The 24,963-nt window shown below is 67.3% G+C and carries 23 protein-coding genes, 1 tRNA gene and 1 pseudogene; 16 read left to right on the top strand and 9 right to left on the bottom strand.

Annotation, left to right across the window (positions count from 1 at the left end; all coding sequences use genetic code 11):
• Position 1: 1 nt before the first annotated feature.
• Together ACAM54_RS22035 and ACAM54_RS22030 are read right to left on the bottom strand one after the other, a co-directional pair.
• The gene (locus ACAM54_RS22035) at positions 2–1,084 is read right to left on the bottom strand and encodes a LuxR C-terminal-related transcriptional regulator (protein ID WP_025569399.1); all 1,083 of its coding nucleotides are present in this window, start codon (positions 1,082–1,084) and stop codon (positions 2–4) included.
• Entirely contained in the window at positions 1,081–2,196 is a 1,116-nt protein-coding gene (locus ACAM54_RS22030; protein ID WP_049809348.1) for a helix-turn-helix transcriptional regulator, read from the bottom strand. Before ACAM54_RS22030 ends, ACAM54_RS22035 begins: the two co-directional genes overlap by 4 nt.
• Before the next feature lie 218 nt (positions 2,197–2,414).
• Between ACAM54_RS22030 and ACAM54_RS22025 the strand changes: the two genes are divergently transcribed.
• Both ACAM54_RS22025 and ACAM54_RS22020 read left to right on the top strand, forming a co-directional pair.
• A complete protein-coding gene (locus ACAM54_RS22025) occupies positions 2,415–4,052 on the top strand; it encodes a hypothetical protein (protein WP_369648924.1) in 1,638 nt (545 codons plus the stop codon).
• Positions 4,049–4,441 (top strand): hypothetical protein, encoded by a 393-nt coding sequence (locus ACAM54_RS22020; protein WP_025569396.1) that lies wholly within the window; start codon positions 4,049–4,051, stop codon positions 4,439–4,441. Before ACAM54_RS22025 ends, ACAM54_RS22020 begins: the two co-directional genes overlap by 4 nt.
• On the opposite strand, the gene ACAM54_RS22015 is transcribed toward ACAM54_RS22020, so the two are convergent.
• Positions 4,392–5,939 (bottom strand): FAD-binding domain-containing protein, encoded by a 1,548-nt coding sequence (locus ACAM54_RS22015; RefSeq protein WP_025569395.1) that lies wholly within the window; start codon positions 5,937–5,939, stop codon positions 4,392–4,394. The two genes, ACAM54_RS22020 and ACAM54_RS22015, sit on opposite strands and share 50 nt — an antisense overlap.
• Here ACAM54_RS22015 and ACAM54_RS22010 point away from each other — a divergent pair, their 5' ends adjacent.
• The 7 genes from ACAM54_RS22010 (at position 5,940) to ACAM54_RS21980 (ending at position 11,306) form a co-directional block, all read left to right on the top strand.
• On the top strand, positions 5,940–6,539 hold the full coding sequence (locus ACAM54_RS22010; protein WP_015867381.1) for a YqgE/AlgH family protein: 600 nt from the start codon (positions 5,940–5,942) through the stop codon (positions 6,537–6,539). It abuts the gene before it with no gap.
• Positions 6,539–6,988, top strand: coding sequence for a Holliday junction resolvase RuvX (gene ruvX, locus ACAM54_RS22005; RefSeq protein ID WP_025569394.1), 450 nt, complete (start codon positions 6,539–6,541; stop codon positions 6,986–6,988). Before ACAM54_RS22010 ends, ruvX begins: the two co-directional genes overlap by 1 nt.
• Positions 6,985–7,482: a bifunctional pyr operon transcriptional regulator/uracil phosphoribosyltransferase PyrR gene (gene pyrR / locus ACAM54_RS22000; protein WP_369648923.1), complete on the top strand. Its 498-nt coding sequence runs from the start codon at positions 6,985–6,987 to the stop codon at positions 7,480–7,482. Before ruvX ends, pyrR begins: the two co-directional genes overlap by 4 nt.
• Positions 7,482–8,444, top strand: a complete 963-nt coding sequence (locus ACAM54_RS21995) for an aspartate carbamoyltransferase catalytic subunit (protein ID WP_025569812.1) — start codon at positions 7,482–7,484, stop codon at positions 8,442–8,444. The genes pyrR and ACAM54_RS21995 overlap by 1 nt, the downstream gene beginning before the upstream one ends.
• Entirely contained in the window at positions 8,441–9,724 is a 1,284-nt protein-coding gene (locus ACAM54_RS21990; protein ID WP_369648922.1) for a dihydroorotase, read from the top strand. Before ACAM54_RS21995 ends, ACAM54_RS21990 begins: the two co-directional genes overlap by 4 nt.
• A 16-nt stretch (positions 9,725–9,740) precedes the next feature.
• A complete protein-coding gene (locus ACAM54_RS21985; protein ID WP_369648921.1) occupies positions 9,741–10,487 on the top strand; it encodes a lysophospholipid acyltransferase family protein in 747 nt (248 codons plus the stop codon).
• Positions 10,488–11,072: 585 nt separating this feature from the next.
• Positions 11,073–11,306: a hypothetical protein gene (locus tag ACAM54_RS21980; RefSeq protein ID WP_192322381.1), complete on the top strand. Its 234-nt coding sequence runs from the start codon at positions 11,073–11,075 to the stop codon at positions 11,304–11,306.
• 56 nt (positions 11,307–11,362) lie between these two features.
• On the opposite strand, the gene ACAM54_RS21975 is transcribed toward ACAM54_RS21980, so the two are convergent.
• On the bottom strand, positions 11,363–11,635 hold the full coding sequence (locus ACAM54_RS21975; RefSeq protein WP_025569438.1) for a DUF4242 domain-containing protein: 273 nt from the start codon (positions 11,633–11,635) through the stop codon (positions 11,363–11,365).
• 134 nt (positions 11,636–11,769) lie between these two features.
• Between ACAM54_RS21975 and ACAM54_RS21970 the strand changes: the two genes are divergently transcribed.
• Positions 11,770–12,750: an AraC family transcriptional regulator gene (locus tag ACAM54_RS21970; protein ID WP_369648920.1), complete on the top strand. Its 981-nt coding sequence runs from the start codon at positions 11,770–11,772 to the stop codon at positions 12,748–12,750.
• Positions 12,751–13,132: 382 nt separating this feature from the next.
• Here ACAM54_RS21970 and ACAM54_RS21965 read toward each other — a convergent pair.
• Positions 13,133–13,252: pseudogene (locus ACAM54_RS21965) on the bottom strand (DUF1016 domain-containing protein); the annotation flags it as partial.
• Between ACAM54_RS21965 and ACAM54_RS21960 the strand changes: the two are divergent.
• Positions 13,237–15,552: a TonB-dependent receptor gene (locus ACAM54_RS21960; protein ID WP_369648919.1), complete on the top strand. Its 2,316-nt coding sequence runs from the start codon at positions 13,237–13,239 to the stop codon at positions 15,550–15,552. The pseudogene ACAM54_RS21965 and the gene ACAM54_RS21960 sit on opposite strands and share 16 nt — an antisense overlap.
• Positions 15,553–16,195: 643 nt before the next feature.
• Here ACAM54_RS21960 and ACAM54_RS21955 read toward each other — a convergent pair.
• The 3 genes from ACAM54_RS21955 to ACAM54_RS21945 all read right to left on the bottom strand — a co-directional run bounded on the left by ACAM54_RS21955 (position 16,196) and on the right by ACAM54_RS21945 (position 17,964).
• Positions 16,196–17,425: a tyrosine-type recombinase/integrase gene (locus ACAM54_RS21955; protein WP_369648918.1), complete on the bottom strand. Its 1,230-nt coding sequence runs from the start codon at positions 17,423–17,425 to the stop codon at positions 16,196–16,198.
• Between the two features lie 175 nt (positions 17,426–17,600).
• Positions 17,601–17,675 (bottom strand) — tRNA-Arg (locus ACAM54_RS21950).
• Positions 17,676–17,727: 52 nt separating this feature from the next.
• Positions 17,728–17,964, bottom strand: coding sequence for a hypothetical protein (locus ACAM54_RS21945; protein ID WP_025569434.1), 237 nt, complete (start codon positions 17,962–17,964; stop codon positions 17,728–17,730).
• A 314-nt stretch (positions 17,965–18,278) separates the two neighbouring features.
• Between ACAM54_RS21945 and ACAM54_RS21940 the strand changes: the two genes are divergently transcribed.
• The 4 genes from ACAM54_RS21940 (at position 18,279) to ACAM54_RS21925 (ending at position 22,348) form a co-directional block, all read left to right on the top strand.
• Complete coding sequence (locus ACAM54_RS21940) at positions 18,279–19,304, top strand: tripartite tricarboxylate transporter substrate-binding protein (protein WP_025569433.1); 1,026 nt, start codon at positions 18,279–18,281, stop codon at positions 19,302–19,304.
• Positions 19,305–19,420: 116 nt separating this feature from the next.
• The gene (locus ACAM54_RS21935; RefSeq protein WP_025569432.1) at positions 19,421–19,945 is read left to right on the top strand and encodes a tripartite tricarboxylate transporter TctB family protein; all 525 of its coding nucleotides are present in this window, start codon (positions 19,421–19,423) and stop codon (positions 19,943–19,945) included.
• Between the two features lie 21 nt (positions 19,946–19,966).
• Positions 19,967–21,496, top strand: a complete 1,530-nt coding sequence (locus ACAM54_RS21930; RefSeq protein ID WP_025569431.1) for a tripartite tricarboxylate transporter permease — start codon at positions 19,967–19,969, stop codon at positions 21,494–21,496.
• A gap of 15 nt (positions 21,497–21,511) precedes the next feature.
• Positions 21,512–22,348: a cytidylate kinase family protein gene (locus ACAM54_RS21925; protein WP_025569430.1), complete on the top strand. Its 837-nt coding sequence runs from the start codon at positions 21,512–21,514 to the stop codon at positions 22,346–22,348.
• Between the two features lie 15 nt (positions 22,349–22,363).
• Here ACAM54_RS21925 and ACAM54_RS21920 read toward each other — a convergent pair whose 3' ends face one another.
• Positions 22,364–22,972 (bottom strand): Crp/Fnr family transcriptional regulator, encoded by a 609-nt coding sequence (locus ACAM54_RS21920; RefSeq protein ID WP_025569429.1) that lies wholly within the window; start codon positions 22,970–22,972, stop codon positions 22,364–22,366.
• A gap of 156 nt (positions 22,973–23,128) precedes the next feature.
• Between ACAM54_RS21920 and oxc the strand changes: the two genes are divergently transcribed.
• Positions 23,129–24,949 (top strand): oxalyl-CoA decarboxylase, encoded by a 1,821-nt coding sequence (oxc, locus tag ACAM54_RS21915; protein WP_369648917.1) that lies wholly within the window; start codon positions 23,129–23,131, stop codon positions 24,947–24,949.
• Positions 24,950–24,963: the final 14 nt, after the last annotated feature.

The raw sequence follows: 24,963 nt of genomic DNA, 5'->3' as shown, positions 1-24,963 counted from the left end.
CCTACGGCGCGAGCAGCGCCTTGCGCACCAGGTCGACCTGCCGCGTGCAGCCCATCTTGGCCATCAGCGAGCCGAGCTGGCTGCGCACCGTGTGCACCGACACGCCTTGCGCGCCGGCATGCTGCTTGGGCGACTGGCCCGCGACGAGCGCCGCCAATACGCGTGCCTCGGCAGGGGTGATGCCGAAAGCGCTGCAGAGGCTGTCGATCGAAGGCGCCACCTGCGAACGGCCGATGCGGATGCGTGCCAGCACCAGCACCTCCTCGCCGAGGCTCAATTGCGGCGCGGCGCGTGCCATTTCCAGTTCTTGCAGGCCTGCCGGTCCGCCGGAGATGGGCAGGCGGACCCGCCGATGCGATTGCGCCGCCAGGCGCAGGCCGGCCGCGAGCGCCTGCTGCGTCTGCGCATCCGGATGCCAGAGCCGCTGGCCGCGCAGGCGCAGCGCGCGGCTCGCGCCGAAGAACTCCTGCGCGCCGGCCGATGCGCGCAGCACCGTGCCCGCGGGCGTCACCAGCACGACCGCCTCGCCGAAGGCCGCGAGCGCGGACTCGGCGCCGTCGAGCCACAGCCGGGCGCGCTCGTCGCGGCGCGCCAGCCCCTGGCGCAGCGCCTGGGTGACGCGGCGGATCCGCGTGCTGTCGAGCAGCCGGCGCGCATACGCGGCCGTGCTGCGCTGCACCGTCAGGCCGCCGCGGCGCTGCGCCCCCTGGTCGACGATGCAGGCCAGCATCTGGCGCGCGCCGTGGCGGCACATGAAGTCGGCGTAGTAGAGGTTCTTCGAGAGAAAGGCCGGCGAGAACAGCTCGTGCGTGTCGAACCAGCTTCCCGGCGCGGCGCCGAGCGTCGGCGGAATCAGGATGTCGTGGGCGCAGAAATGCTGCACATATTCGCGCTCGACGGCCGGTGAAACGTTGACCTGCTGGAAGCTCAACAGCTCGCTGCCGCGCTCCAGCAGGATGAAGGTGGCGCTGTCGCCGCCGATCACCTGCTGCATGCCCTGCAGCAGGTCGCTCCATGGCGGCTGCGGATCGTCCAGGTGCGCGATGGCATCGAGCGTGCGGTGCAGTGCGAAGTTCTGGTTCACGCGGGTCTCCCGGTTTCCAGCAGCGGCGGTTGCGCGAGCAGGCCCTTGCGCACCAGCTCGGCCTGCCGCGTGCAGCCCATCTTGGCCATGAGCGAGCCGACCTGGCTGCGCACCGTGTGCACCGACACGCCTTGCGCGCCGGCATGCTGCTTGGGCGACTGGCCCGCGATGAGCGCCGCCAGCACGCGCGCCTCGGCAGGGGTGATGCCGAAGGCGCTGCAGAGGCTGTCGACCGGGGGCGGCGTGCGCGCGCCGTCATGGCGCATCCGGATGAAGACAAGCGCTTCCCTGCCCAGGCTGAGCTGGGGCGCGGCGGGCACGAGTTCCAGGCGGCTCTGGCCGCCCCATCCGTCCGGGATGGAAAGGCGGATCGGCTGGTGGGCCTGCGGCGCTTGCGCGAGCGCCGCCTGCAGCGCGCGCTGCACCTCGGCGCCCGGATGCCAGAGCCGGCCGCCGCGCAGGCGCAGCGAATGCCCCTGGCCCAGCAGTTCGCGGGCCCGGGCGGAGGCGCGCAGCACGGTGCCGTGGCGCGTGGCCAGGCAGATCGCCTCGCCGAAGCCATCGAACGCCGACTCGGCGGTGTCGAACCACTGCCGCGTCATTGCATCGCGCTGCGCCAGCCCCCGGCGCAGCGCGCCGTCGACGCGGCGCACCGCCGCGCTCTCCAGGTGACGGCGCGCGCGGCCGGCGGGCATGTTGCGCTGGACGGTCAGGGCGCCGCGGCGCTGCGGGCTGTCTTCGACGATGAAGATCAGACACTGGCGCATCCCGTGGGGGCACATGAAGTCGACATAGAAGCCTTCCTTCGACAGCAAGGACGAGGAGAACAGCTCCTGTGTGTCGAACCAGCTTCCCGGTGGCGCGCCGAAGGTCGGGGGGATCAGGATGTCATGCGCGAAAAAATGCTCGACGTACGCGCGTTCGGCGGCCGGCGAAACGTCGTGCTGCTGGAAGTTCAGCAGTTCGCCGCCGCCGTCGATCTGGATCAGCGTGGCGCTGTCGCCGCCGACCAGCTGCTGCATGCCCTGCAGCAGTGCGGCCCAGGGCGGCTCGGGATCGCCCAGGTGCGAAATGGCATCGAGCGCGCGGTGCAGTGCGAGATTCCGGTTCATGTGATTCCCTCCCTGGGCGGCCGGTGTTTCCCGCGGTCATGATGCGCGTCCGCGCCGCCGGGTGTCAACGCGCAAGGGGTACCTGCTACCGCTTCGCCGATCGCCGCGCATCGTGCATTTGCGTGATGCGCCGCGCGGATCGCCCTCCCAGACTGTTGAGAACGAAGGTTCGCTTTTCGGGCGGCCTTCGTACTCGACACAACCTGGAGGAAAAGACCATGTCCATTCGATTCACCAGAGCCGCCGTCCCGTCGGCCTGCGCAGGCCTCCTGCTGGCGTTGTGCGCCTGTGGCGGCGGAGGAGGCGGTGGGGGTGGAGGCGGCGGCTTTGCGCCGTTCGGCCCCCCGGGCGGCGCCAACCCGCCATCGTCCCCATCGCCGGTCACGGTGTCGGGCAAGGTGCTGGTGCTCGGTCCGGTGAGCGGGGCGCTGGTCTGCGTGGACCGCAACCGCAACGGGGCCTGCGACGAGGGCGAGCCCGCCGCCGCCAACAAGACCGGAGAGGACGGCGCCTACAGCTTCGCCTACACGCCAGCCGACGCGGCCGCAGCGGCCGAACTCGCCGCCGCGCCGCTGTTGGCGCAGGTGGACGGCGGCAATCCCTCGCTGCCATCGTTCTCCCAGCCCTTCACCATGAGTGCGCCGGCCGGACACCGCGGGCAGGTCAATCCGCTGACCACGCTGCTGCAGGCGGGCGTGGCGGGCGGCCTGGCGCCCGAGCGGGCCGAGGCGCTGGTGCTGCTGCAGCTGGGCTTGCCCGAGGCCGCCCAGCTGTACGACTACCAGGGCGTGGCCGTGACCGACCCCGGCCGCTTCGAGGACAACGCCTTCACCGCCGCGCTGGTCACGGCCGATGCACTGCACAGCGGCGTGGCCTTGCGGCTGGCCGATCCGGCGACTGTCACGCCGGTGGCCTCGGACCAGCTGGCCCGGCTGGATTTCACGCGCGCCGACGACTACCGTGCGCGGACCTATCCGACCGATGGTGTTCCCGATCCGGCCACTGGCAAGCTGAAGCTCACCGACCGGCGCGAAGGCCTGACCAACGGTACGCCGACCCCCCACGACACGCTCTACGGCACCGTGCAGCTGGGCGCCAACGGCTGGGTGCGCTGCGACGAGAACGCGGCCTTCACCAGCACCCTTGGCACGCCGAGCCGCAGCGACTATTGCGCGGGCACCACGCGCAGCCTCGGCCACACCGCGGTCACCGACATCTCCGGCCGCAAGATGGCCGAAGTGGTGGCCGAGATGCAGGCGGGCGATGGCAACAGCATCTTCGGCGTCGTGCCGCCGGCCGCTTTCGCCAACCCGGACGCCACCTTCCCGGCCGGCTCGCAGCTGCGCTACCGCCGCGGCGTGGACCTGGCGCAGCCCTATTCGATCAATCTGGCCAACCCCAGCGAGACGACCGGCTTCGCCACGCTGGAAGCGTTGATCGCCGCCTTCCCGGCCTCGGGCGCCACCCTGCCGGCCGGCACCGGCACCCTCAGCCTGGGCGTGCTGAACGAGCAGCAGACGCGCCTGCTTCGCGCGGCCTTCACCGGCCCCGGCACGGTGCAGTACTACGCCTGCAACTTCGATTCCGCCACCAACGCGTACGACACCTGCGCGGCCGCCGAAACCGGCACGGTGGAGGTCCGCACCGAGGGCGGCGCGCGCGTGCTGGCCTTCAACGGCGGCCATCCGCCGACCGATGTGGGATCGCTGCGCACCTTCGGCGAATACAGCGGCAAGGTCTATGTGGTGCGCGCGACCAAGTCCGATACGCGATACAACCTCAACGCCGCGCGCCGCCTGAACGGCGTGGCCTGGGAGGCGATGAAGCCCCAGCTGGGCATCGGGAGCGCGGTATGAAGCGCATCTCGTGGCGTGCCGCAGCCTGCGCCGGCATGCTGGCCATGGCCGCCGGGCTGGCCGCGGCGCAGGCGGCCGACGGACTGGAAGGCGACTGGACCGCGCGCATCACGCTCAAGGACGGCCGCCAGATCAACGCGCAGATGCAGCTCCAGTCGGCAGGCGGCACCTGGCGCACGCTCTTGCAGAGCCCCGCCGATCCTTGCGTCGGCATCCCGATCCCGATGCTTTGGCGGCGCGTGGACAGCGGCGTCTACGAGCTGCACTTCCAGAGCAGCAAGGCGCTCACCGGCTGCCGCGACAACCTCGTCACCTTCCAGCAGCTCGACGCGGGCACGCTCAGGGGACGCTCCGACGCCGGCGCGGAGATCGTGCTGACGCGCCGCTGAGCGGCGGCTGGTCGGCGCCGCGCACGGCACCGTAGCGCCGCAGCGTCTGCTCGCGCGCCTCGGCATGGTCCACCACCGGCCTCGGGTAGGTTTCGCCGAGCTTGATGCCGGCGGCCTCCAGTTCCACCGGCGACGCCGTCCAGGGGGCGTGGATGGCCGCATTCGACAGCCCCGCGAGCTGCGGCAGGTAGCGCCGGATGAACTTGCCCTCGGGGTCGAAGCGCTCGCTCTGCGTCACCGGGTTGAAGATGCGGAACCAGGGCTGGGCGTCGCAGCCGCTGGAGCTGGCCCATTGCCAGTTGCCGTTGTTCGAAGCCAGCTCGAAGTCGTTCAGGTGCAGCGCAAAGTAGCGCTCGCCGCGACGCCAGTCCAACCCCAGGTCCTTGCAGAGGAAGCTGGCCACCACCATGCGCAGGCGGTTGTGCATGTAGCCGCTCTGGTTGATCTGCAGCATGGCCGCGTCCACCAGCGGGTAGCCCGTGCGGCCCTGGCACCAGGCCTCGAACAGCTGGTCGGCATGCTTGCCGTGGTGCCACTGGATCTTGTCGTACTCGGGCCGGAAGCTCTTCGACTCGCCGTCCGAATGCACGTGCGGAAAGTGCACCAGGATCTGGAAATAGAACTCGCGCCAGATCAGCTCGCTGAGCCAGGTGGCCGCGCCCGCGTCGCCCTGCAGGAAGAGCTGGTGCGCAATCCCGGCGAGCTGCCGGATCGACACCGTGCCGAAGCGCAGGTGCACGCCCAGGTAGCTCGGCCCCCGCACCGCCGGAAAATTGCGCGCGGCGTCATAGCGGTCGATGCGCTGGAAGAAGTCCTCGAACAGCGTTGCCGCGCCCTGGCTGCCGGTGGGAATGCCGAGTTCGGAAAGATTGCTCCGCCCAAAGCCGAGATCCTCGAGCGAAGGCACCGGCGTGCGATCGGCCGCAGGCGGCGGCGCCAGCGCGTCGGCATGGCTGCGCACCGGGTACGGCTTCAGGAAGAAGGAGTCGACCTTGGCGAGCCAGGCCCGCTTGTAGGGCGTGAACACCGTGTACGGCTGGCCTGTCTTGTTGAGCACCTCGTCGCGCTCGAAGACGGTGGAGTCCTTGTAGGTATAGAAGCTCACGCCCGCGTTGGCCAGGGCGCCCAGCACCTGGGCATCGCGCGCCAGCGCGTCGGGCTCGTTGTCGCGGTTGGCGAAGACGGCCTGCACGTCCAGGCTGTGCGCGAGCGCCGGGATTTCCTCGATGGCGTTGGCGTGCCGCACGATCAGCCCGCCGCTCAGCGCCCGCAGTTCTTCCTCGAGCTCCACCAGCGATTCCCGGATGAATTCCACGCGCCGGTCGATGCGGGGCAGGGGGTCCAGGATCGCCCGGTCGAACACGAAAACGCACACCACCTGCCGGCAGGCCCGCAGCGCGTGGTACAGGGCCGCGTTGTCGTCCACGCGCAGGTCGCGGCGAAACCACATGAGCCCTTTGGGATAGGTCTTGTCGACGGCCAGTAAAATCGGCGGCATATGGCTGCCGATTCTGCCCCGATGAACCTCACGCATCACTTCCTGATCGCGATGCCGGGGATGGAAGATAAAACTTTCAACCGCAGCGTCGTCTACCTGTGCGAGCACAGCGAGCGCGGCGCGCTCGGGCTGGTGATCAACAAACCCAGCGACATCAACCTGAAGGTGCTGTTCGAGAAGATCGAACTGCACCTGTCACGTCCCGAACTCGGCGACGCACCCGTCTTCCAGGGCGGGCCGGTGCAGACCGAACGCGGCTTCGTGCTGCACGAGCCGGTGTTCACCCATGCCGAAAAGCCCGAGGAATCGGTCTACGCCTCGACCATGACCATTCCCGGCGGACTCGAGATGACCACCTCCAAGGACGTGCTCGAGGCCCTGGCCACCGGCGCGGGCCCGCGCAAGGTGCTGGTTTCGCTGGGTTATTCGGCCTGGGGCGAGGGGCAGCTCGAGTCCGAACTGGCCGAGAACAGCTGGCTCACCGTGGGCGCCGATCCGGCCGTGATCTTCGACACCCCGGTCGAGCAGCGCTACGACAGGGCGCTGCTGCTGCTGGGCCTGGAAGCCTGGAAACTGTCGCCGGAAGCGGGACACGCCTGATGGCCGCTGCCATGCCGGACGTTCCCGCTCCCCCCGCCGCCCCTGCTGCCGTTGCCGTTCCTCCCCACTTCCAGAGCTTCCTGGCCTTCGACTTCGGCCTGAAGCGCACCGGCGTCGCCAGTGGAAACCGGCTGCTCGGCGCCGCGACGCCGCAGGCCACCATCAAGGCCGAGGGCGACGCCCGCTTTGCGCAGGTCGAGGCCCGCATCAAGGAATGGCAGCCCGACGCGCTGGTGGTCGGCGTGCCTTACCACCCCGACGGCGCCCCGCACGAGAACACCCGCCGCGCGCAGAAGTTCGCGCGGCAGTTGCGTGGCCGTTTCAACCTGCAGGTGTTCGAGGTCGACGAGCGCTACAGCACGACCGAGGCGCTGGCCTCCGGCGCCCGCGATGCCGATGCCGCCTCGGCCTGCATCATCCTGGAGCAATTCCTAAGGAGTCTTTCGTGAGTTCAATACCCGATGCCGAAGCGCTCTACACAGGGCTCCTGGCGGGCGTGAAAACGCTGATGCGCCCCGACACCAAGCTAGTGGGCATCACCTCCGGCGGCGCCTGGCTGGTCGAGCGGCTGCAGAAGGACCTGGGCCTGCCTGGGGCACCCGGCGTCATTTCGTCGGCCATGCACCGCGACGACTTCGCGCGCCGCGGCCTCTCGGCCAGCGCGCAGACCGCGCTGCCCTTCGATGTGAACGGCGCCGACGTGCTGCTGCTGGACGACGTGCTCTACACCGGCCGCACGATCCGCGCGGTGCTCAACGAGCTGTTCGACTTCGGCCGCCCGGCCTGCGTGCGGCTCGCGGTGCTGGTGGACCGCGGCGGACGCGAACTGCCGGTGGCGGCCGATTTCGCGGCCGCGAAGCTCACGCTGCCCGATACGCAGCTGCTCGCATTGGCCCGCGCCGACGACGGCGCGTTCAGCCTCAAGGTGGAAGAAAGCAAGTAATGCTCTACAAGCGAAATCCCCAGCTCAACAAGAACGGCGAACTGATCCACCTGCTGTCGATCGAGGGCCTGCCCAAGGACATCGTCACGCACATCCTCGACACCGCCGCCAACTTCACGAGCGTGAGCGACCGCGAGGTGAAGAAGGTGCCGCTCCTGCGCGGCAAGAGCGTGTTCAACCTGTTCTTCGAGAACTCGACGCGCACCCGCACCACCTTCGAGATCGCGGCCAAGCGCTTGAGTGCCGACGTCATCAACCTGGACATCGCGCGCTCCTCGGCCACCAAGGGCGAGTCGCTGCTCGACACCATCGCCAACCTGAGCGCGATGGCGGCCGACCTGTTCGTGGTGCGCCACAGCGAGTCGGGCGCGCCCTACCTGATCGCGCAGCACGTGGCGCCGCACGTGCACGTGGTGAACGCCGGCGATGGCCGCCATGCGCACCCGACGCAGGGGCTGCTCGACATGTACACGATCCGCCACTACAAGAAGGATTTTGCGAACCTCACGGTGGCGATCGTCGGCGACGTGCTGCACTCGCGCGTGGCGCGCTCCGACATCCATGCGCTCACCACGCTCGGCTGTGCCGAGGTGCGGGTGGTCGGCCCCAAGACGCTGGTGCCCGGCGACATGGCCGGCATGGGCGTGCGCGTATGCCACACGCTCGAAGAGGGCATCAGGGACTGCGACGTCATCATCATGCTGCGCCTGCAGAACGAGCGCATGAGCGGCGCGCTGCTGCCCTCGTCGCAGGAGTTCTTCAAGACCTACGGCCTCACGCCCGAGAAGCTGCAGCTGGCGAAACCGGATGCCATCGTCATGCACCCGGGGCCGATCAACCGCGGGGTGGAAATCGATTCGGCCGTGGTCGACGGAAAGCAGAGCGTGATCCTCCCGCAGGTCACCTTCGGCATTGCCGTTCGCATGGCCGTCATGAGCATCGTGGCGGGTAACGAAGCATGAACATCCTTATCTCCAACGGCCGCGTCGTCGACCCCGCATCGGGCATCGACAAGAAAACCGACATCGCCATCGCCGACGGCAGGATCGCCGGCATCGGCCGCAGCCCGGCCGGCTTCAAGGCCGAGCGCACCATCGACGCCGCGGGCTGCATCGTCGCGCCCGGCCTCGTCGACCTGGCCGCGCGACTGCGCGAGCCCGGCTACGAGCACGAAGGCATGCTCGAAAGCGAAATGGCCGCGGCCATCGCGGGCGGCGTCACCAGCCTCGTGTGCCCGCCCGACACCGACCCCGTGCTCGACGAGCCGGGCCTGGTCGAGATGCTCAAGTTCCGCGCCGAGAAGCTGCAGGGCGCACGGCTCTTTCCGCTCGGCGCGCTCACGCGCAGCCTCGCGGGCGGCGTGCTCACCGAAATGGCCGAGCTCACCGAGGCCGGCTGCATCGGCTTCAGCCAGGCCGACGTGCCGCTGGCCGACACCCAGGTGCTGCAGCGCGCGCTGCTCTACGCGAGCACCTTCGGCTACACCGTGTGGCTGCGGCCGCAGGACCGCGACCTTGGCAAGGGCGTGGCGGCCAGCGGCCCGCTGGCCACGCGCCTGGGCCTCTCGGGCGTGCCGGTGTCGGCCGAAACCATCGCGATCTTCACCATCGTCGAGCTCATGAAGAGCACCGGCGCGCGCGTGCACCTGTGCCGCATCTCCAGCGCCGCGGGCGTGGCGCTGGTGCGCGCGGCCAAGGCGCAGGGCCTGCCGCTCACCTGCGACGTCAGCATCAACTCGCTGCACCTGGCCGACACCGACATCGGCTTCTTCGACAGCCGTGCGCGCCTCAATCCTCCGCTGCGCCAGCAGGGCGACCGCGATGCGCTGTCGGCCGCGCTGGCCGACGGCACCATCGATGCGCTGGTGTCCGACCACACGCCGGTCGAGGCCGATGCCAAGACGCTGCCCTTTGCCGAGGCCGAGCCCGGCGCAACCGGGCTCGAACTGCTGCTGCCGCTCGCGCTGCAGTGGGGCGAGCGCAGCGGCGCGGGCATCGTGCGCGCGCTGGAAGTCGTCACCTCCGCGCCCGCGCGGCTGCTGGCGGCCGCCGATGCGGGCACCGGCATCGGCCGGCTGGCCGAGGGCGGCGTGGCCGACCTGTGCGTCTTCGATCCGGGCCTCGAATGGCAGGTGCAGCCCGAAGCGCTCAAGAGCCAGGGCAAGCACACGCCGTTCTCGGGCTATCCGTTGCTGGGGCGCGCGCGCCACACCCTCGTCGCCGGCCGCGTGGTTCACGGCTGAAAGGACCCGCTTCTCGATGGTTCATTCACTGAAGGCCTGCTGGCGCCTGCTGCATGCGGTCGGGCACGCGCTGGGTGGCTGGTGGACGATCCGCTTCACCTTTCCGGGCCTTTCGCAGGTGGAGCGCAACCTGCGCGTGCAGCAGTGGTCGCAGCGCCTGCTCGAGATCATGGGCATCGCGCTCCAGGTGCAGGGCACGCCGCCCGCCCAGGGGCCGGTGCTGCTCATCAGCAATCACCTCTCGTGGCTCGACATCACGGCCATCCACGCCGCCTGCCACGTGCGCTTTGTCTCGAAGGCGGGCGTGAAGCACTGGCCGCTGATCGGCACGCTGTCCACCGGCGCGGGTTCGCTCTACATCGAGCGCGAACGCCGCCGCGATGCGCTGCGCGTGGTGCACCACATGACCGAGGCGCTGCGCAACGGCGACCTGATCGGGGTGTTCCCGGAAGGCACGACGAGCGACGGGCGCGGGCTGCTGCCCTTCCATGCCAACCTGCTGCAGGCCGCCATTTCGTCGGGCGCGCCCGTGCTGCCGGCCGCATTGCGCTTTGCCGATGCGGCCACCGGGGAAACCAGCCAGGCGCCGCGCTACATCGACGACGACAACCTGCTGACCTCGCTCTGGAACACGCTGCGCGCGCCGCCGCTCCTGGCGATCGTGCGCTTCGGCGAGCCGCAGCCCTCGCACGGGCGCGACCGCCGCGCCTGGGCCCAGGCGCTGCACGAAGACGTGCAGCAGCTGCGCCGCGAGACCCACTAGCCGCACGGCGCCGGCGGCAGGCAAAAAAAAAAAGCGCTCCCGAGGGAGCGCTTAACGACGCACGGAGCGTCGTGAGGAGGAACCGCGATTCGTGCGCTCGACATTGGCCGCGCCTGCGGCCACCGCGTGCGGGAGAAATCAATCCATGCGCGTGGGCAAGTGCCTACAGGGCTGCTCGCTGGAGGGTGGCGGCTATCCCGGTCATGAGAATTGCCAAACCCGCCCGGTGCCGAAGCGTTGCACCATCGAGGCTCTACGCTGGAGAACCCGATGAGAATGCTGAGGAAAATCGTGGGCGGTGCCATCTCCCTTGCGGGAGCAGTGGTGCTCGTCGCCCGGCACCTGTGAAGGCGGCCTGCCGGCCCCTGAAAAGCGGGGGCGCACTCGCCGCGCCGGCCGCATGAATACTATGGTTTGTAGATAAGCGCACAGCAACACTACTGCCCGAGGGGCCGTGCAACCGCACCGGCATTCGGCGCCCATAATCCGCCTGCGACCGCGCCAGAGGCCGCATCGGATACCCCCGGCTCCGCTCCATTCGGGACGAGCCAGCCATATTTTTTCTGGCTTTCACGGGATGACATCATGAGCGTACTGCAGATGTTTCTACCGGCGTCCGAACCAGCGCGCAGCGAGGCCCTCGAGCTGATACGAAGAACGCACCACCTGCCACGCCACCTCGTGAGAGGCACCGGGCGAAGAGGGCTGGGCGAATCCGGACCGGGCTTGCTGGTTGGGCCGGTGCAGAGCCAGCAGCAGGCGTCGTCGCGGGGCTTGCAGATCGTGGCTGCGCCGGAAGGCCGGCAGCAGGCCGAATGAGGGCGGCGCCTTCGCGCTGATCCGGCGGCCTTGTTCGGCCGCCCTGCTCAGTAGTCTCACTCGGCCGTGGCCGGGTCGATCACGCTGTACACCCGGTCCACCCGGTCGGCCGGAAAGCCGCCGAGTTCCGCATGCCTGCGCACCAGCGCCTCGTTGGCCGCCTGGTAGATGCAGTAGATCCGGTCGTCGGTCACGTAGCTGTGGACCCACTGGATCTCGGGGCCCATGCTGCCCAGCACGCCGCAGGACTTCTGCGAAATGGCTTTCAGGTCTGCCGGCGTGAACTTGCCGGCGCCGGGGATGTGCCGTTCGATGAGGAATTTGGGCATGGCGATACTCCTGTCTGGATAAAATCGGTCGGAGCGACCAAGACCTATGGTGCCGACGCGAAGCACCGTTGTATTGCCCGCTGCGCCGGACTTGTTGACCGAAACCCCGCCCTCGCTTGCCCCGGGAGGTGACCATGGATGTCTTGTCGGACGTGCTGCGGACCATCCGCCTGGAGGGCGCGCTGTTCCTCAACGGGGACATGCATGCGCCCTGGTGCTTCAAGGTGCCCAAGGGCGCGCACATGGCGCAACTGCTCAGGCCCGGCGCGCAGCGGCTGGCCATCTGCCACCTCGTGCTGCAAGGCGAATGCTGGGCCCAGGTCGACGGCAAAGAACCGATCCGCGCGCATGCCGGCGACGTGATCGCCGTGCCGCATGGCGACTCGCACGTGCTGGGCAGCGGCCTGCTCCAGGCGGCGGTGGATGTGGCGCATGTGGTGAACCCGCGCGCGCCCGAACTGGAGCGCATCCGCTACGGCGGCAATGGTGAGCGCACGGTGCTGGTGTGCAGCTGGTTCGCATACGAAGGCGATGCGCCCAACCCCCTCATGGCGAACATTCCGCGCCTGTTCACCACGTCGCTGCGCAGCAGGCCGGCGGGCCCGTGGATCGAGCAGTCCGTCAACTACGTGCTGGGCGATGCGGCATCGCGCACGCCCGGTTCCGAGATGGTCGCCGCCAAGGTGGCGGAGGTGCTGTTCGCCGAAGTGCTGCGCGGCTACATCGAATCCATGCCCGCCAACAATCCCGGCTGGCTGGCGGGCCTGCGCGACCCCCACGTGAGCCGCTGCCTGGCGCTGATGCACGGCGAACCCGCACGCAACTGGACGGTCGATGAGCTGGCGCAGGAGGTTCACGTCTCGCGCAGCGTGCTGGCGGACCGCTTCACCGAGCTGGTGGGCGCGCCGCCCATGCACTACCTGGCGCGCTGGCGCATGATCCTGGCCGCCGGCATGCTGCGCAAGGACCAGGGCAACCTGGCGCGCATTGCCGAAGGTGTCGGCTACGAATCGGAAGCGGCTTTCAACCGCGCATTCAAGCGCGAGTACGGCGTGTCGCCGGGGGTTTGGCGGCAGAACGGGGCGCGGGCCTTGGCGCCGGATGCGGTGCCGTGAGTTCGACAGGAATCGCAGGTATGTCAAAAATCCGCATATATTGAATTTTTTGGGCTGGCACAAAAAAGATACCAACAAAAGTACCGTCGAACTTCAATCCATGGCTTGGATGCATCGTAGGAGGACCCCTTCGAGCCGATTTGTCGACGCTGCGGTCGACGGGCCTTCCGAGATCAAGCTGTACTGATCTTCGGCGTTCATTTCGAACTGCCGATCTGCTGAAAGCCTGATTCCTCGCAGCTAACGCAGGCGCCTCGGCTGATGCCGCAGCAGCCACCGCCGGCTTGCCCCACCGCTGTTGCCGCTGCTCCGGAAGACGACCGCGCCGCCTCCTCGGCCGCCAACCGCTCGGCCTGCTCCGGGTCGACGCCGCCACCGGGCGGCGCTGCCCGACGGTCCAGTACAGCCAGGTGAGCTCGGCATTGACCGCGCCGGCCAGGCGCTGGCGGCTGGCGGTGATCAGCGCGCGTTCACTAGAGTACGCGCATGTCCTTCTGCCCATGCGATCTCCTCGCCCGTTCCCTGGCCGTCAGCGCGCTCGCCCTCGGGTTCGCCCTGGAGGCCCATGCACAGCCGACGCCTTTGGACGATGGCGAAACGCTCCCCGCCATCACCGTGGATGCCAGGGGCCGTTCGGAAGCCGCCCAGCAAGTTCCGATCCCGCTGACTTCGATCGATGGGGAGGCCCTCGAGACGCAGCAAAGCTGGCGGCTCGAAGACCTGCAGCAATGGTTGCCGAGTACCAGCATCACCTTCGGCGATCCGCGGCAATCGGCCATCGCGGTGCGCGGCGTCGGCAGGAATCCATCGAACGACGGCCTCGAGGGCAGCACCGGCATCTACCTCGACAACGTCTACCTGGGCCGCGCGGGCATGGCGACATTCGACCTGCTCGACATCGAGCGCGTGGACCTGCTGCGCGGCCCACAAGGGACGCTATTCGGCAAGAACACGACCGCTGGCGTGCTGGCGTTGCACACGCGGCCGCCGAGCCGCGAGACCGAGCGCAGCCTGCAACTCTCGATCGGACAGCGCGGCCTTGCGCAGGGGCAAGCCATCTTCTCGGGCGCCTTGTCGGAAGAGACGGCGGGCCGGCTGCTGGTGTACGGCACCCATGAACGCGGCAACATCGAGAACATCTACGATGGCGGCAGCGTCAACGGAGGCAATCGATCCGGCATTCGCGGCCAGTGGCTGCTGCGCCGTGGCGACGCCTTCAGCCTGCGCCTGATCGCAGATGCGCACCGCGAGCGCTCCACGTACGGCACCCGCGTCATCTACTCGCTGGGAAGCGGACCGGCGGCAGCCCGCGCACGGGCCGGCGGCGCCACCGGCATCGTCACCGACCCGCGGCGCTATGCGGTCAACACCGACGGCGTAGAGCGGGTCGATCTCGACCAGGGTGGCGTGTCGGCCGAAGCGAGCTGGAAGCTCGGGTCCGGCGCCACCGTCACGTCCATCACCGCCGGCCGCTCATGGAAGTTCGTGCCGACGACCAATGACAACCTCAATATCCCCGTGCTGATCGACGGCGGCTCCCGCGTGCGCCAGCAGCAGTTCTCGCAGGAGCTGCGCTACGCGGGGCCCACCGGCGGTGCGGTCGACTATGTGGTGGGCGCGTTCTACATGCGCCAGCGCATGCGCAACGAGATATTCACCGTGTTCGGCCCGCGGGCGGACATCGTTCTGCAGGGAACGTCCTTGCCGGTGCTCGCCAACGCGAGCACCGTGAGCTTCGGCGCGCTCGACACGGAGAGCTTCGCGCTCTTCTCCCAAGCCACCTGGCACGCCACGTCCAGGCTCGACCTCACGGCCGGCCTGCGCATCACGCAGGAGCGCAAGGACGGGCGCACCCATCGCGGCGATTCGACCGGTGGTGCCGCTGCCACCGCGTTCCTGCGCAATCGTCCGATCGTGCTTGGTGCCTACGACACAGGCCCCCTGGCCATCCGGAAGACCAGCCCATCGGCGCTCCTGGGTTCGAGCTACCGGCTGGATGACGATGCGATCGGCTACGCGAGCTTTTCGCACGGCGAGCGATCGGGCGGGATCAATCTGGCGGGGCCGGGTGCCGCTCCCGGCCCGCTCGGCGCCTCGTCGCTGATCATCGGGCCCGAACGTGTCGACAGCCTGGACGTCGGCGTCAAGAGCAGCCTGTGGAATGATCGCCTGACACTCAACCTGAACGCCTTCTCGGCAGGCGTGCGCGGCTACCAGACGTCGATGTTCGTGCCCGCCGGCGCAGGCGCGGGCAACTACGTCGAGATCCTCACGAATGCGGGCGATCTCCGTAGCCGGGGACTGGAGCTGGATGCCACTGCGCGACCGACGCGCGGGCTGACCGTGTGGGCCAACGCTGCCTTCAACGATGCACGCTATCGACGCTATGAGGACGCGCCTTGTCCGTCAGAACGCGCGTTCATGCCGCAGGGGCGCTGCAGCCTGACCGGACGGCAGGTTGCCGGGACGCCGCGCTGGACATTCAACGTGGGCGCCGAATACCGCAGGTCCGTGAGCCCCACCACCCAGCACTTCGTTTCAGCGGCCTACGCGTGGCGGTCCGCACAGGACGGCACGCTCGACGGGTCGGTCCACTCGCGCATCCCGGCCTATGGCCTGCTGAACCTCGCCACCGGTTGGAAGGTCGCACGGGGCAATGAAATCTGGAGCATTTCGCTTTGGTTGCGCAACGCGCTCGACAAGAAGTATTTCCCGACCGTGGCCGCGACCGCGAACGGTGCCTACGTGGCATCGGTCGGGACGCCGCGCACGCTGGGACTGACAGTCCGGCTGGACTACTGACCTGTTGGATTCCGCCGATCTCTGACCCCAGGGGGTGCGGACGAAAACTTGGACCACCAAAAGGTAGTTCATGTATTCCTACGAAGATCGAATGCGAGCCGTTGAGCTCTTCAGCAAGCTTGGCAAACGCGTCAGACCCACGATCCGGCAGCTGGGTTATCCAGCAAAGAATTCTCTACCTGCACGAACCGTGCTACACGGACAGCCTGGCGGCATCGATGTGAGAACGCCTGTCTGAGGCTCTTTGCCCTTCTCAAGGCCGCAGTCGATGCGTAGGCCGTGTTCCCGTTCCCGCATGCCGTGCGACTGCGAGGGCGTAGCCCGCTACGAACGTCCTTGGAATGTGGACGGGCGAAAAAAGAGTAGAAAAAACGAAATCAATGCCGGCATCATCCCCTTGCTGCGACACTGTTCTCATCCAGATTGTCGCGCGCCTCTCAGCCAGATCGTCGCGCCACACTCGAACACCGCCCGGTCATAGGTCGGCGTTCCGGAACGCAATCCAATTTGTTTATTCATTGCGCCTCCATTCAGATGAGATCACCAGGGGCCCGCACCGCGGGCGAAAGTCTCCCACGCTCCCTCCGCTGAGGTAGGTCGGCATGGGCATAGCGATGCCGCGCAGGAGCGCGCGGACTTGGCGCTATGTCATCTGGCGCGGCTTCAAGGGAAGCACGTCGGCACCGATGCGCAGCTTGTCCAGGTAGTCCGCCCAGCGCTGCATCATTTCCCGACGCGCGGGGAGATGTGCGGTGCGGTTGTACGCACGACCGTTGGTATCCCTGACCATGTGGGAGAGCTGGTGCTCGATGAAGTCCACGCGCTCGCCGAGCACCTCGTCCATGATGGTCCGCGCGGTTGCCCTGAAGCCATGGGCCGTGTGGACTTCGGCGCTGTAGCCCATCCCGCGCAGAGCGGCGTTGATCGTGTTCTCGCTCATGGGGCGTTCACCCGTCCGTATGCTGGGAAACACAAACCGTCCATGGCCTGTGATCGGGTGGAGGTTCCGCAGGATCTCCACCGCTTGGGTTGCCAGCGGCACGACGTGATCGACCTTCATTTTCATCTTCGGGCCGGCGATGCGCCACTCGGCCGCGTCCAAGTCGATCTCAGCCCATTCCGCGGTGCGCAACTCGCCAGGCCGGACAAATAGCAGAGGGGAAAGCTTCAGCGCGGCAACGGTGGTGGGGTGGCCGCTATAGGCATGGATCGAGCGCATCAGGTCTGCGACCCGCTTGGGCTCGGTAACGGCGGCGAAGTGCTTGGTCGCTTTCGAGGCCAGAGCTTCGCTCAGATCGGTGGTCACGTCCCTCTCTGCCAGGCCTGACACCACTGCGAAGCGAAACACCTGCCCGCAAAGCTGCTTGACGCGATGGGCGGTATCGATCGCGCCGCGTGCTTCCAGCTTGCGGACAACTCGCTCCAGAATGTCGCGCGGACCGATGGTGGACATGGGCATCTTGCCGATGAAGGGGAACACGTCCTTCTCGAGCCATGTCTTGACCTTGAGCTGCGTTCCGCTCGCTCGTTTGGCCGCAGTCTTTCCCAGCCACTCGTGCGCAACCGCCTCGAACGTATTCGCCGCTGCGTCGGCTCTGGCTCTCTTTTCTTCGCGCTTGGCCGCGCTCGGGTCAGTCCCGTCTGCCAGCAGCTCGCGGGCGGCGGCGCGGCGATCCCCGGCTTTGGCCAGCGAGACCTCTGGGTAGGTTCCCAGCGCCAGCGTTTTCCGCTTGCCGGCGAAGGTGTAATCCATTCGCCAGTATTTCCCGGCAGTCTTCACCAGCAGGTACATGCCGGCGCCGTCGGCATATTTGTCGCCGATGGCTTTCCCGGTGGGCTTCACCTGCCGAACAAACGTGTCTGTCAGTGCCATCTCCACTCCTCAACGGTATCTCGTCACGGGGATTTCCGGGATACCGGCAAAAGTAACGGTATTTCCGTGCGATGGGATCGCTACGCCGCGCGTCGTCGCGAGGCAAAGAAAAACCCGCTACGCCTTGGAGCGTGCGGGTTTCTGATGCTGGGTGAGGCGCCGTGATGCGGTGCCATGGTGCCTTCGACAGGAATCGAACCTGTATCTGAGTCTTAGGAGGACCCCGTTCTATCCATTGAACTACGAAGACGGAGGGCGGCCCGGACTTTACCAGTTCGGCGCGCCGCCGCGCAGCGGCCGGCTCAGCGCAGGCCGATGCGCGAGGCGTGCCAGCGCAGCACGTCGGCGCGCAGCGGGTCGGTGGCCTCGATGCGGTTGGCGCGCACCTGCAGCGCGCGCATCTGCTCGACTTCCTCGATCACCTTGCCGGGGCTCAGCAAGGCCTGAACGAGCACGCTGGCCTCTTCGGCGAACGCCTTGAGCGCGCCAGCCAAGCCACCGGATGCGCTCGCGCTGGTCGATCGGTCAAGGGTGGACATACGGGAACTCCTGGAATGGGGTGGTCGGGAATAGAGGCTATTTTAGGGTTTACCCGGATTTCACCTGGATGCAAGGCAAAAAGTGCACGCGATCGGTGCCGTGGCATGCGCTCGTCCGCGTGCCGTTTCCCTTGATGGCTCCGCCGCCAAGCCCGTGTCTGCCCGGCAATCGGCGCGGGCTAACCCCAAGACAAAATCTTGGAAAAGTTGACCATGGTCAAGCAGGCTGAGTTCTTCCTGCGCGCACCATCGCCCCTGTTCGCATCTCGGCTCAGATCCACAAAAAAAAGAGCGCACCTTACACAGGAGACAACATGATGAAGAACTTCTTTTCGCGCACCCGCGCTTGTCGGGCCAAGGTCTTCACCGCAGCCATGTTGGCGCTCGCGGTCGCTGCGCCAGCCTCCGCATGGGAGCCCACCAAGCCGGTGGAGTTCGTGATCCCGGCGGGCACAGGCGGCGGCGCCGACCAGATGGGCCGGCTGTTGCAGGGCATCGTCATCAAGTACAAGCTGATGAAGGAGCCGCTGATCGTCGTCAACAAGTCGGGCGGCGCGGGGGCCGAGGGCTTTCTTGCCGTGAAGGAAGCCAAGGGCGATCCGCACAAGATCATCATCTCGCTGTCCAACCTGTTCACCACGCCCATGGCCACCGGCGTGCCCTTCAACTGGAAGGACATGACGCCGGTCGCGATGATGGCGCTCGACCAGTTCGTGCTGTGGACCAACGCCGAGCAGCCGTACAAGAACGCCTCGGAGTTCATCGCGGCGGCCAAGGCGGCGGGCCCGAACAAGTTCAAGATGGCCGGCACCGGCTCCAAGCAGGAAGACCAGATCATCACGGTGGCGCTCGAGAAGGCCACCGGCACCAAGTTCATCTACGTGCCGTTCAAGGGCGGCGGCGAGGTGGCGGTGCAGCTGGTGGGTGGCCACGTGCAGTCGACCGTCAACAACCCGATCGAGGCGGTGGCCCAGTGGCGTGCGGGCAAGCTGCGCGCGCTGTGCGTGTTCGACGACCAGCGCATGCCGTTCAAGGCCAAGGTGACGGAGACGCAGTCGTGGAACGATGTCCCCACCTGCAAGGAAGCCGGCGTGCCCACCAAGTACACGATGCTGCGCGGCATCTTCATGCCCGCCGGCGTGACGCCCGACCAGCTCGCCTTCTACGTGGACCTGCTGACCAAGATCGCTGCCACGCCGGACTGGAAGGAATACATGGAGAAGGGCGCCTTCAACCCGACCTTCATGACCGGCGACGCGTTCACCAAATGGCTCACGGAAGCGGAAGCCACGCACCGCACGCTGATGACGGAAGCCGGCTTCCTGGCCAGCAGCAAGTAGCAATCATCGAGCGTCGCGCGGCGCTCCTTGCCTGACGAGACGGCCGCCCGCAGGGGCGGCGGGGCGGAGCGCTGCACTTTGGGTTTCACGGCATACACACGAACGATGGGGACTCCATGGAGCACGAAGAGAATTCTGCAGACGGTCCGGTGCGCACCGGCGTAGCGACCCACGTGGTCGAAGCAGTGGTCGCACTGGTCCTGGTGGCCATCGGCCTGGTGGTGATCTACGAGAGCCAGCGGCTGGGCTCGGGCTGGACCAGCGACGGGCCCGGCGCGGGGTACTTCCCCTTCTACATCGGCGTGATCATCACGATCTCGGGCGCCGGCATCCTGTACCAGGCATTGCTGGGCAAGCACAGGAAGACCGAGGTCTTCGTCGACTCGGTGCAGCTCAAGCGCGTGCTGTCGGTGCTGCTGCCGGCCACGGTGTACGTGGGGGCGATCTCGTTGCTCGGCCTGTATGTGGCATCGGCGATCTACATCGCGCTGTTCATGGTGTTGCTGGGCAAGTACTCGTGGGTGAAGAGCGCCATTGCGGCGCTGGTCGTCAATGTGGTGTTCTTCTGCATGTTCGAGGTGTGGTTCAAGGTGCCGCTGTTCAAGGGCGCGCTCGATCCTCTCCGGTTTCTCGGCTACTGAATCTCACGGAGCAAACGCGAAATGGATGAAATCAGTGCCCTGATGCAGGGCTTCTCGGTAATCCTCACGCCGATGAACATCGGCCTGATGTTCGTCGGCATCATCCTGGGGGTGCTGATCGGCGTGCTCCCGGGATTGGGCGGCGCCAACGGCGTGGCGATCCTGCTGCCCCTCACGTTCACGATGTCGCCGACCTCGGCGATCATCATGCTGTCGTGCATCTACTGGGGGGCGCTGTTCGGCGGGGCCATCACCTCCATCCTGTTCAACATCCCGGGCGAGCCGTGGTCGGTGGCCACCACCTTCGACGGCTACCCGATGGCGCAGCAGGGCAATGCGGGCGCCGCGCTGACCACGGCCTTCACCTCGTCGTTCGTCGGCGCGCTGCTGGCGGTGATCATGATCACCTTCCTGGCGCCGCTGGTGGCCAAGTTCGCGCTCAAGTTCGGCTCGCCCGAATTCTTTGCGGTATACCTGCTGACCTTCTGCAGCTTCGTGGGCATGGGCAAGGGCTCGCCGTTCAAGATCCTGGCGTCGATGGCGCTCGGCTTCGCGCTGGCCAGCGTGGGCATGGACACGGTCACGGGCCAGCTGCGGCTCACCTTCGGCCAGTCGGAGCTGATGCGCGGCTTCGACTTCCTGATTGCGGTGATCGGCCTGTTCGGCATCGGCGAGATCCTGCTGTCGATGGAAGAGGGCCTGAAGTTCTCGGGCAAGAGCGCGAAGATCGATCCCAAGGTGGTGCTGCAGACCTGGAAGCAGCTGCCGCAGTACTGGGTGACCTCGCTGCGCAGCTCGCTGATCGGCATCTGGATGGGCATCACGCCTGGCGGCGCCACACCGGCTTCGTTCATGGCCTACGGCCTGGCCAAGAAGATGTCCAAGCGCGGCTCCAAGTTCGGCACCGGCCAGATGGAGGGCGTGGTGGCCCCCGAGACCGCGGCGCACGCCGCCGGCACCAGCGCGCTGCTGCCGATGCTGGCACTCGGCATTCCGGGCTCGCCCACCGCCGCGGTGCTGCTGGGCGGCCTGCTGATCTGGGGCCTGCAGCCCGGGCCGCTGCTGTTCGTCGAGCAGAAGGACTTCGTCTGGGGCCTGATCGCCAGCATGTACCTGGGCAACATCGTGGGCCTGATCGTGGTGCTGAGCACGGTGCCGCTGTTCGCTTCGATCCTGCGCATTCCGTTCTCGATCATTGCGCCGGTGATCATCGTGATCTGCGCCATCGGCGCCTACACGGTGCACAACGCGATGCTCGACATCTGGTTCATGCTCGGCTTCGGCGTGGTGGGCTACCTGTTCAAGAAGCTCGACTTTCCGCTGGCGCCGCTGGTGCTGGCGCTGGTGCTCGGCGACAAGGCGGAAGACTCGTTCCGCCAGGCCATGCTGGTCTCGCAGGGCGACGTGACGATCATGTTCTCGAACCCGCTGGTCGGCGGCATCACCACCCTCGCGCTGCTGCTGCTGTTCTGGCCGCTGATCTCCAAGGCGCTGGCGTTCGTCAAGCCCAAGAAGCCTGACGAGTTCGCCGTCGAGCGCCCGGTGGACTGAACGGAGAACAACCACATGCCAGTCATTGCACTCACCCAGGAGATGGGTTCCCTTGCCAAGGACGTGTCGCTTCGGCTTGCCGAAACGCTCGGGCTGGAGGTCATGCGCCACGAGACGATCGAGCGCGTGGCCGACCGCATGCAGGTGCCGACCAGCTTCATCGGCCGCCTGCGCGACGGCAAGGCCGGCTTCGTCGAAAGGCTCACCGCCGACCGGCGCAGCCTTGCGCTCTACACGGCCGAGGAGCTTTTTGCGCTGGCCGACCGCGGCAACGTGGTGCTGCGCGGCTGGGGCGCGACCTGCCTGCTGCGGCCGGTGCCGCACGTGGTGTGCGTGCGCATCACGCGCTCGATGAAGAAGCGGGTCGAATGGCTGATGGCGCACCTCGAAACCGACGATGCCGAATTCGCCGAAGCCGAGATCCGTCGCAGCGACGACGCGCACGCGGCGCGCATGCATGCGCAGTTCGGCGTGACCTGGGGCGACCCGGTGCTCTACGACCTGGTGCTCAACACGGACCGCCTCTCGGTGGACAGCTGCGTGGCGCAGATCCGCGCGCTGGTGGAGCGCCCGGAGTTCGCCGAGACACCGGCCTCGCGCGCGCTGCTGGCCAACATGGCGCTTGCGGCGCGGGTGAAGTCGGCACTGAAGGACAACGAGGCGACCGGCGACATCCGCGTGACCGTCGAGGCCGACCAGGGCAAGGTCAAGCTGAGCGGCATCGTGCTCGATGCGCAGGAGCGCGCGCTCACGCAGGATGTGGCTTCCAGGGTCGACGGCGTAAGCAGTGTCGACAACGCGCTGCGCCTGATGACCGTTCCGCGCCGCTTCGCGTCCGCCAAGCAGACCTGAAAAAGAACAGGCGAGCTAGATTTTTCCGCGCTTTCGGAGCCGGCTCAGGGTTTCCGCGGAGAGATTGAGATACGACGCGAGCTCCTTGCTGGGAATGCGGTCTTCCAGCTCGGGATGCTTGCGCATGAAGCGGTGCACGCGGCCCGGTGCGTCGAGCAGGTGAAGCGTGATGGTGTGCGCCATGATTTCGCTCATGCCGCGCATCACGCAGTACTCGAACAGTTCCTTGGTCTCGGGGTGGCGGTCGAGGAAAGCGATCCACTCCTTCAGCGGCAGGCTGGCCACCCGGGCCTTGGTGACGCAGACGATGCCGTAGGGCGTGGGCGTGCCCAGGCGCAGCGCCGCGTAGCTGGTTTCCATGTCGTGCGCATCGGCGAAGCGCAGGATCATTTCCTTGCCCTCGGGGTTGCTCACCACCCGCTTGAGGATGCCGTCGAGGATGAAGTACTGCTCCATCTCGCGCACGCCCTGGTGCAGCAGGAAGTCGCCCTTGTTGCCGTCCACGATGACGAGATGGGTTTCCAGCTCGGCGCGATCGCTCTCGCTCAGGTCCTTGAGAAGGATGTTCTGCCGGAGCTGCGCGCGAATGATGTTTTTCTCCGGGTGGTTTTCCAACAGCGTCATGGGTCCCGTCTTGCTCGAATGCGCAACAACAACTTCTGGTTCATCTGGCCGGTGCCGTTTTCCGGAAAGTTGACCGAGGTCAACGCCCGAAAGCATGCCCCCGAATCATAGTCCCGGCTCGGGCCTCGGCCATTCACCCAAGCAAGAAGGAGAGACATGTCTTCAGTAAGAACGGACAAAGAGGCATCCACCACCCTGGACGACGCCCTCAAGCCCAAGAACAGGGCCAACGACGGCGACGCGGTCGTGCTGGCCCTCAAGCAGCCCACGGAGGAGGCGCACGACACGACGATCGATGGCTTCCACCTGGTCATCGATGCGCTCAAGCTGAACGACATCGACACCATCTTCGGCCTGCCGGGCATTCCCATCACCGACCTCACGCGCATGGCGCAGGCAGAGGGCCTGCGGGTCATCTCGTTCCGCCACGAGCAGCATGCGGGCAACGCCGCCGCCGCGGCCGGCTTCCTCACGCAGAAGCCCGGCATCTGCCTGACGGTGTCGGCGCCCGGCTTCCTGAACGGCCTCACGGCGCTGGCCAATGCCACCACCAACTGCTTCCCGATGATTCTCATCAGCGGCTCGAGCGAGCGCGAGATCGTCGACCTGCAGCAGGGCGACTATGAAGAGATGGACCAGCTCGCAATCGCCAAGCCGCTGTGCAAGGCCGCCTTCCGCGTGCTGCACGCGGAGGACATCGGCGTGGGCATTGCGCGGGCGATCCGCTCGGCCGTGTCGGGCCGCCCCGGCGGCGTGTACCTGGACCTGCCGGCCAAGCTGTTCGCGCAGACCATGGACGCGGCCAAGGGCAGGGCTTCGCTCATCAAGGTCATCGATCCCGCGCCGCGCCAGATCCCCGCACCCGACGCGGTCAAGCGCGCGCTCGACCTGCTCAAGGGCGCCAAGAAGCCGCTGATCCTGCTCGGCAAGGGCGCGGCCTACGCGCAGGCCGATGCCGACATCCGCGCGCTGGTCGAGAAGACCGGCATTCCCTACCTGCCGATGTCGATGGCCAAGGGCCTGCTGCCCGACACGCACGCCCAGTCGGCCGCGGCCGCGCGCTCCTACGTGCTGCAGGAAGCCGACGTGGTGATGCTGGTGGGCGCGCGCCTGAACTGGCTGCTGTCGCACGGCAAGGGCAAGACCTGGGGCCAGGACAAGGGCGCCAAGCAGTTCATCCAGATCGATATCGCGCCGACCGAGATCGACAGCAACGTGGCCATTGCTGCGCCGGTGATCGGCGATATCGGCTCCTGCGTGGCGGCGCTGCTCGCGGGCGTGGATGCCAAGTGGGTCAAGCCGCCGGCCGAATGGACCGGCGCCATTGCCGAGCGCAAGGACAAGAATCTCTCGAAGATGGCCGTGACGCTGGCCGCGCGGCCCTCGCCGATGAACTTCCACAGCGCGCTCAGCGTGATCCGCGACCAGGTGAAGGCGCGGCCCGACGCCATCGTGGTGAACGAAGGCGCCAACACGCTGGACTTCGCGCGCAGCATCGTCGACATGTACGAGCCGCGCAAGCGCCTGGACGTGGGCACCTGGGGAATCATGGGCATCGGCATGGGCTTTGCGGTGGCCGCCGCAGTGGTCACCGACAAGCCGGTGATCGCCATCGAGGGCGACAGCGCCTTCGGCTTCAGCGGCATGGAGGTGGAGACCATCTGCCGCTACAACCTGCCGATCTGCATCGTCGTCTTCAACAACAACGGCGTCTACCGCGGCACCGACGTGAACGCGAGCGGCACACCCGACGTGGCGCCCACCGTGTTCGTGAAGAACGCGCGCTACGACAAGCTGATGGAAGCCTTCGGCGGCGTGGGCGTCAACGCCACCACCGCGGATGAACTGCAGAAGGCGCTGGCCGAAGCCGTGGCTTCCCGCCGCCCCACGCTCATCAACGCCGTGATCGACGAGACCGCCGGCACCGAAAGCGGCCGCATCACCAGCCTCAATCCGGCCACGGCCAAGAAGAAGTAAGCCTTTCCATTCAA

Source organism: Variovorax sp. V93 (assembly GCF_041154485.1).
Lineage (GTDB): Bacteria > Pseudomonadota > Gammaproteobacteria > Burkholderiales > Burkholderiaceae_C > Variovorax > Variovorax beijingensis_A.
This window is presented reverse-complemented; position numbering and strand designations above follow the sequence as displayed.

Bases quoted from the DNA above. Each gene is read 5' to 3' on its own strand.
- ACAM54_RS22010 (WP_015867381.1), top strand. From the start codon at position 5,940: ATGGCTGCCGATTCTGCCCCGATGAACCTCACGCATCACTTCCTGATC.
- ACAM54_RS21970 (WP_369648920.1), top strand. From the start codon at position 11,770: ATGGATGTCTTGTCGGACGTGCTGCGGACCATCCGCCTGGAGGGCGCG.
- ACAM54_RS21920 (WP_025569429.1), bottom strand. From the start codon at position 22,972: ATGACGCTGTTGGAAAACCACCCGGAGAAAAACATCATTCGCGCGCAG.
- ACAM54_RS22030 (WP_049809348.1), bottom strand. From the start codon at position 2,196: ATGAACCGGAATCTCGCACTGCACCGCGCGCTCGATGCCATTTCGCAC.
- ACAM54_RS21980 (WP_192322381.1), top strand. From the start codon at position 11,073: ATGAGCGTACTGCAGATGTTTCTACCGGCGTCCGAACCAGCGCGCAGC.
- ACAM54_RS21995 (WP_025569812.1), top strand. From the start codon at position 7,482: ATGCTCTACAAGCGAAATCCCCAGCTCAACAAGAACGGCGAACTGATC.
- ACAM54_RS21940 (WP_025569433.1), top strand. From the start codon at position 18,279: ATGATGAAGAACTTCTTTTCGCGCACCCGCGCTTGTCGGGCCAAGGTC.
- oxc (WP_369648917.1), top strand. From the start codon at position 23,129: ATGTCTTCAGTAAGAACGGACAAAGAGGCATCCACCACCCTGGACGAC.
- ACAM54_RS22025 (WP_369648924.1), top strand. From the start codon at position 2,415: ATGTCCATTCGATTCACCAGAGCCGCCGTCCCGTCGGCCTGCGCAGGC.
- ACAM54_RS22015 (WP_025569395.1), bottom strand. From the start codon at position 5,939: ATGCCGCCGATTTTACTGGCCGTCGACAAGACCTATCCCAAAGGGCTC.
- ACAM54_RS21985 (WP_369648921.1), top strand. From the start codon at position 9,741: ATGGTTCATTCACTGAAGGCCTGCTGGCGCCTGCTGCATGCGGTCGGG.
- ACAM54_RS21975 (WP_025569438.1), bottom strand. From the start codon at position 11,635: ATGCCCAAATTCCTCATCGAACGGCACATCCCCGGCGCCGGCAAGTTC.
- ACAM54_RS21945 (WP_025569434.1), bottom strand. From the start codon at position 17,964: ATGTCCACCCTTGACCGATCGACCAGCGCGAGCGCATCCGGTGGCTTG.
- ACAM54_RS21960 (WP_369648919.1), top strand. From the start codon at position 13,237: ATGTCCTTCTGCCCATGCGATCTCCTCGCCCGTTCCCTGGCCGTCAGC.
- ACAM54_RS21990 (WP_369648922.1), top strand. From the start codon at position 8,441: ATGAACATCCTTATCTCCAACGGCCGCGTCGTCGACCCCGCATCGGGC.
- ACAM54_RS21935 (WP_025569432.1), top strand. From the start codon at position 19,421: ATGGAGCACGAAGAGAATTCTGCAGACGGTCCGGTGCGCACCGGCGTA.
- ACAM54_RS22020 (WP_025569396.1), top strand. From the start codon at position 4,049: ATGAAGCGCATCTCGTGGCGTGCCGCAGCCTGCGCCGGCATGCTGGCC.
- ACAM54_RS21930 (WP_025569431.1), top strand. From the start codon at position 19,967: ATGGATGAAATCAGTGCCCTGATGCAGGGCTTCTCGGTAATCCTCACG.
- ruvX (WP_025569394.1), top strand. From the start codon at position 6,539: ATGGCCGCTGCCATGCCGGACGTTCCCGCTCCCCCCGCCGCCCCTGCT.
- ACAM54_RS21925 (WP_025569430.1), top strand. From the start codon at position 21,512: ATGCCAGTCATTGCACTCACCCAGGAGATGGGTTCCCTTGCCAAGGAC.
- ACAM54_RS21955 (WP_369648918.1), bottom strand. From the start codon at position 17,425: ATGGCACTGACAGACACGTTTGTTCGGCAGGTGAAGCCCACCGGGAAA.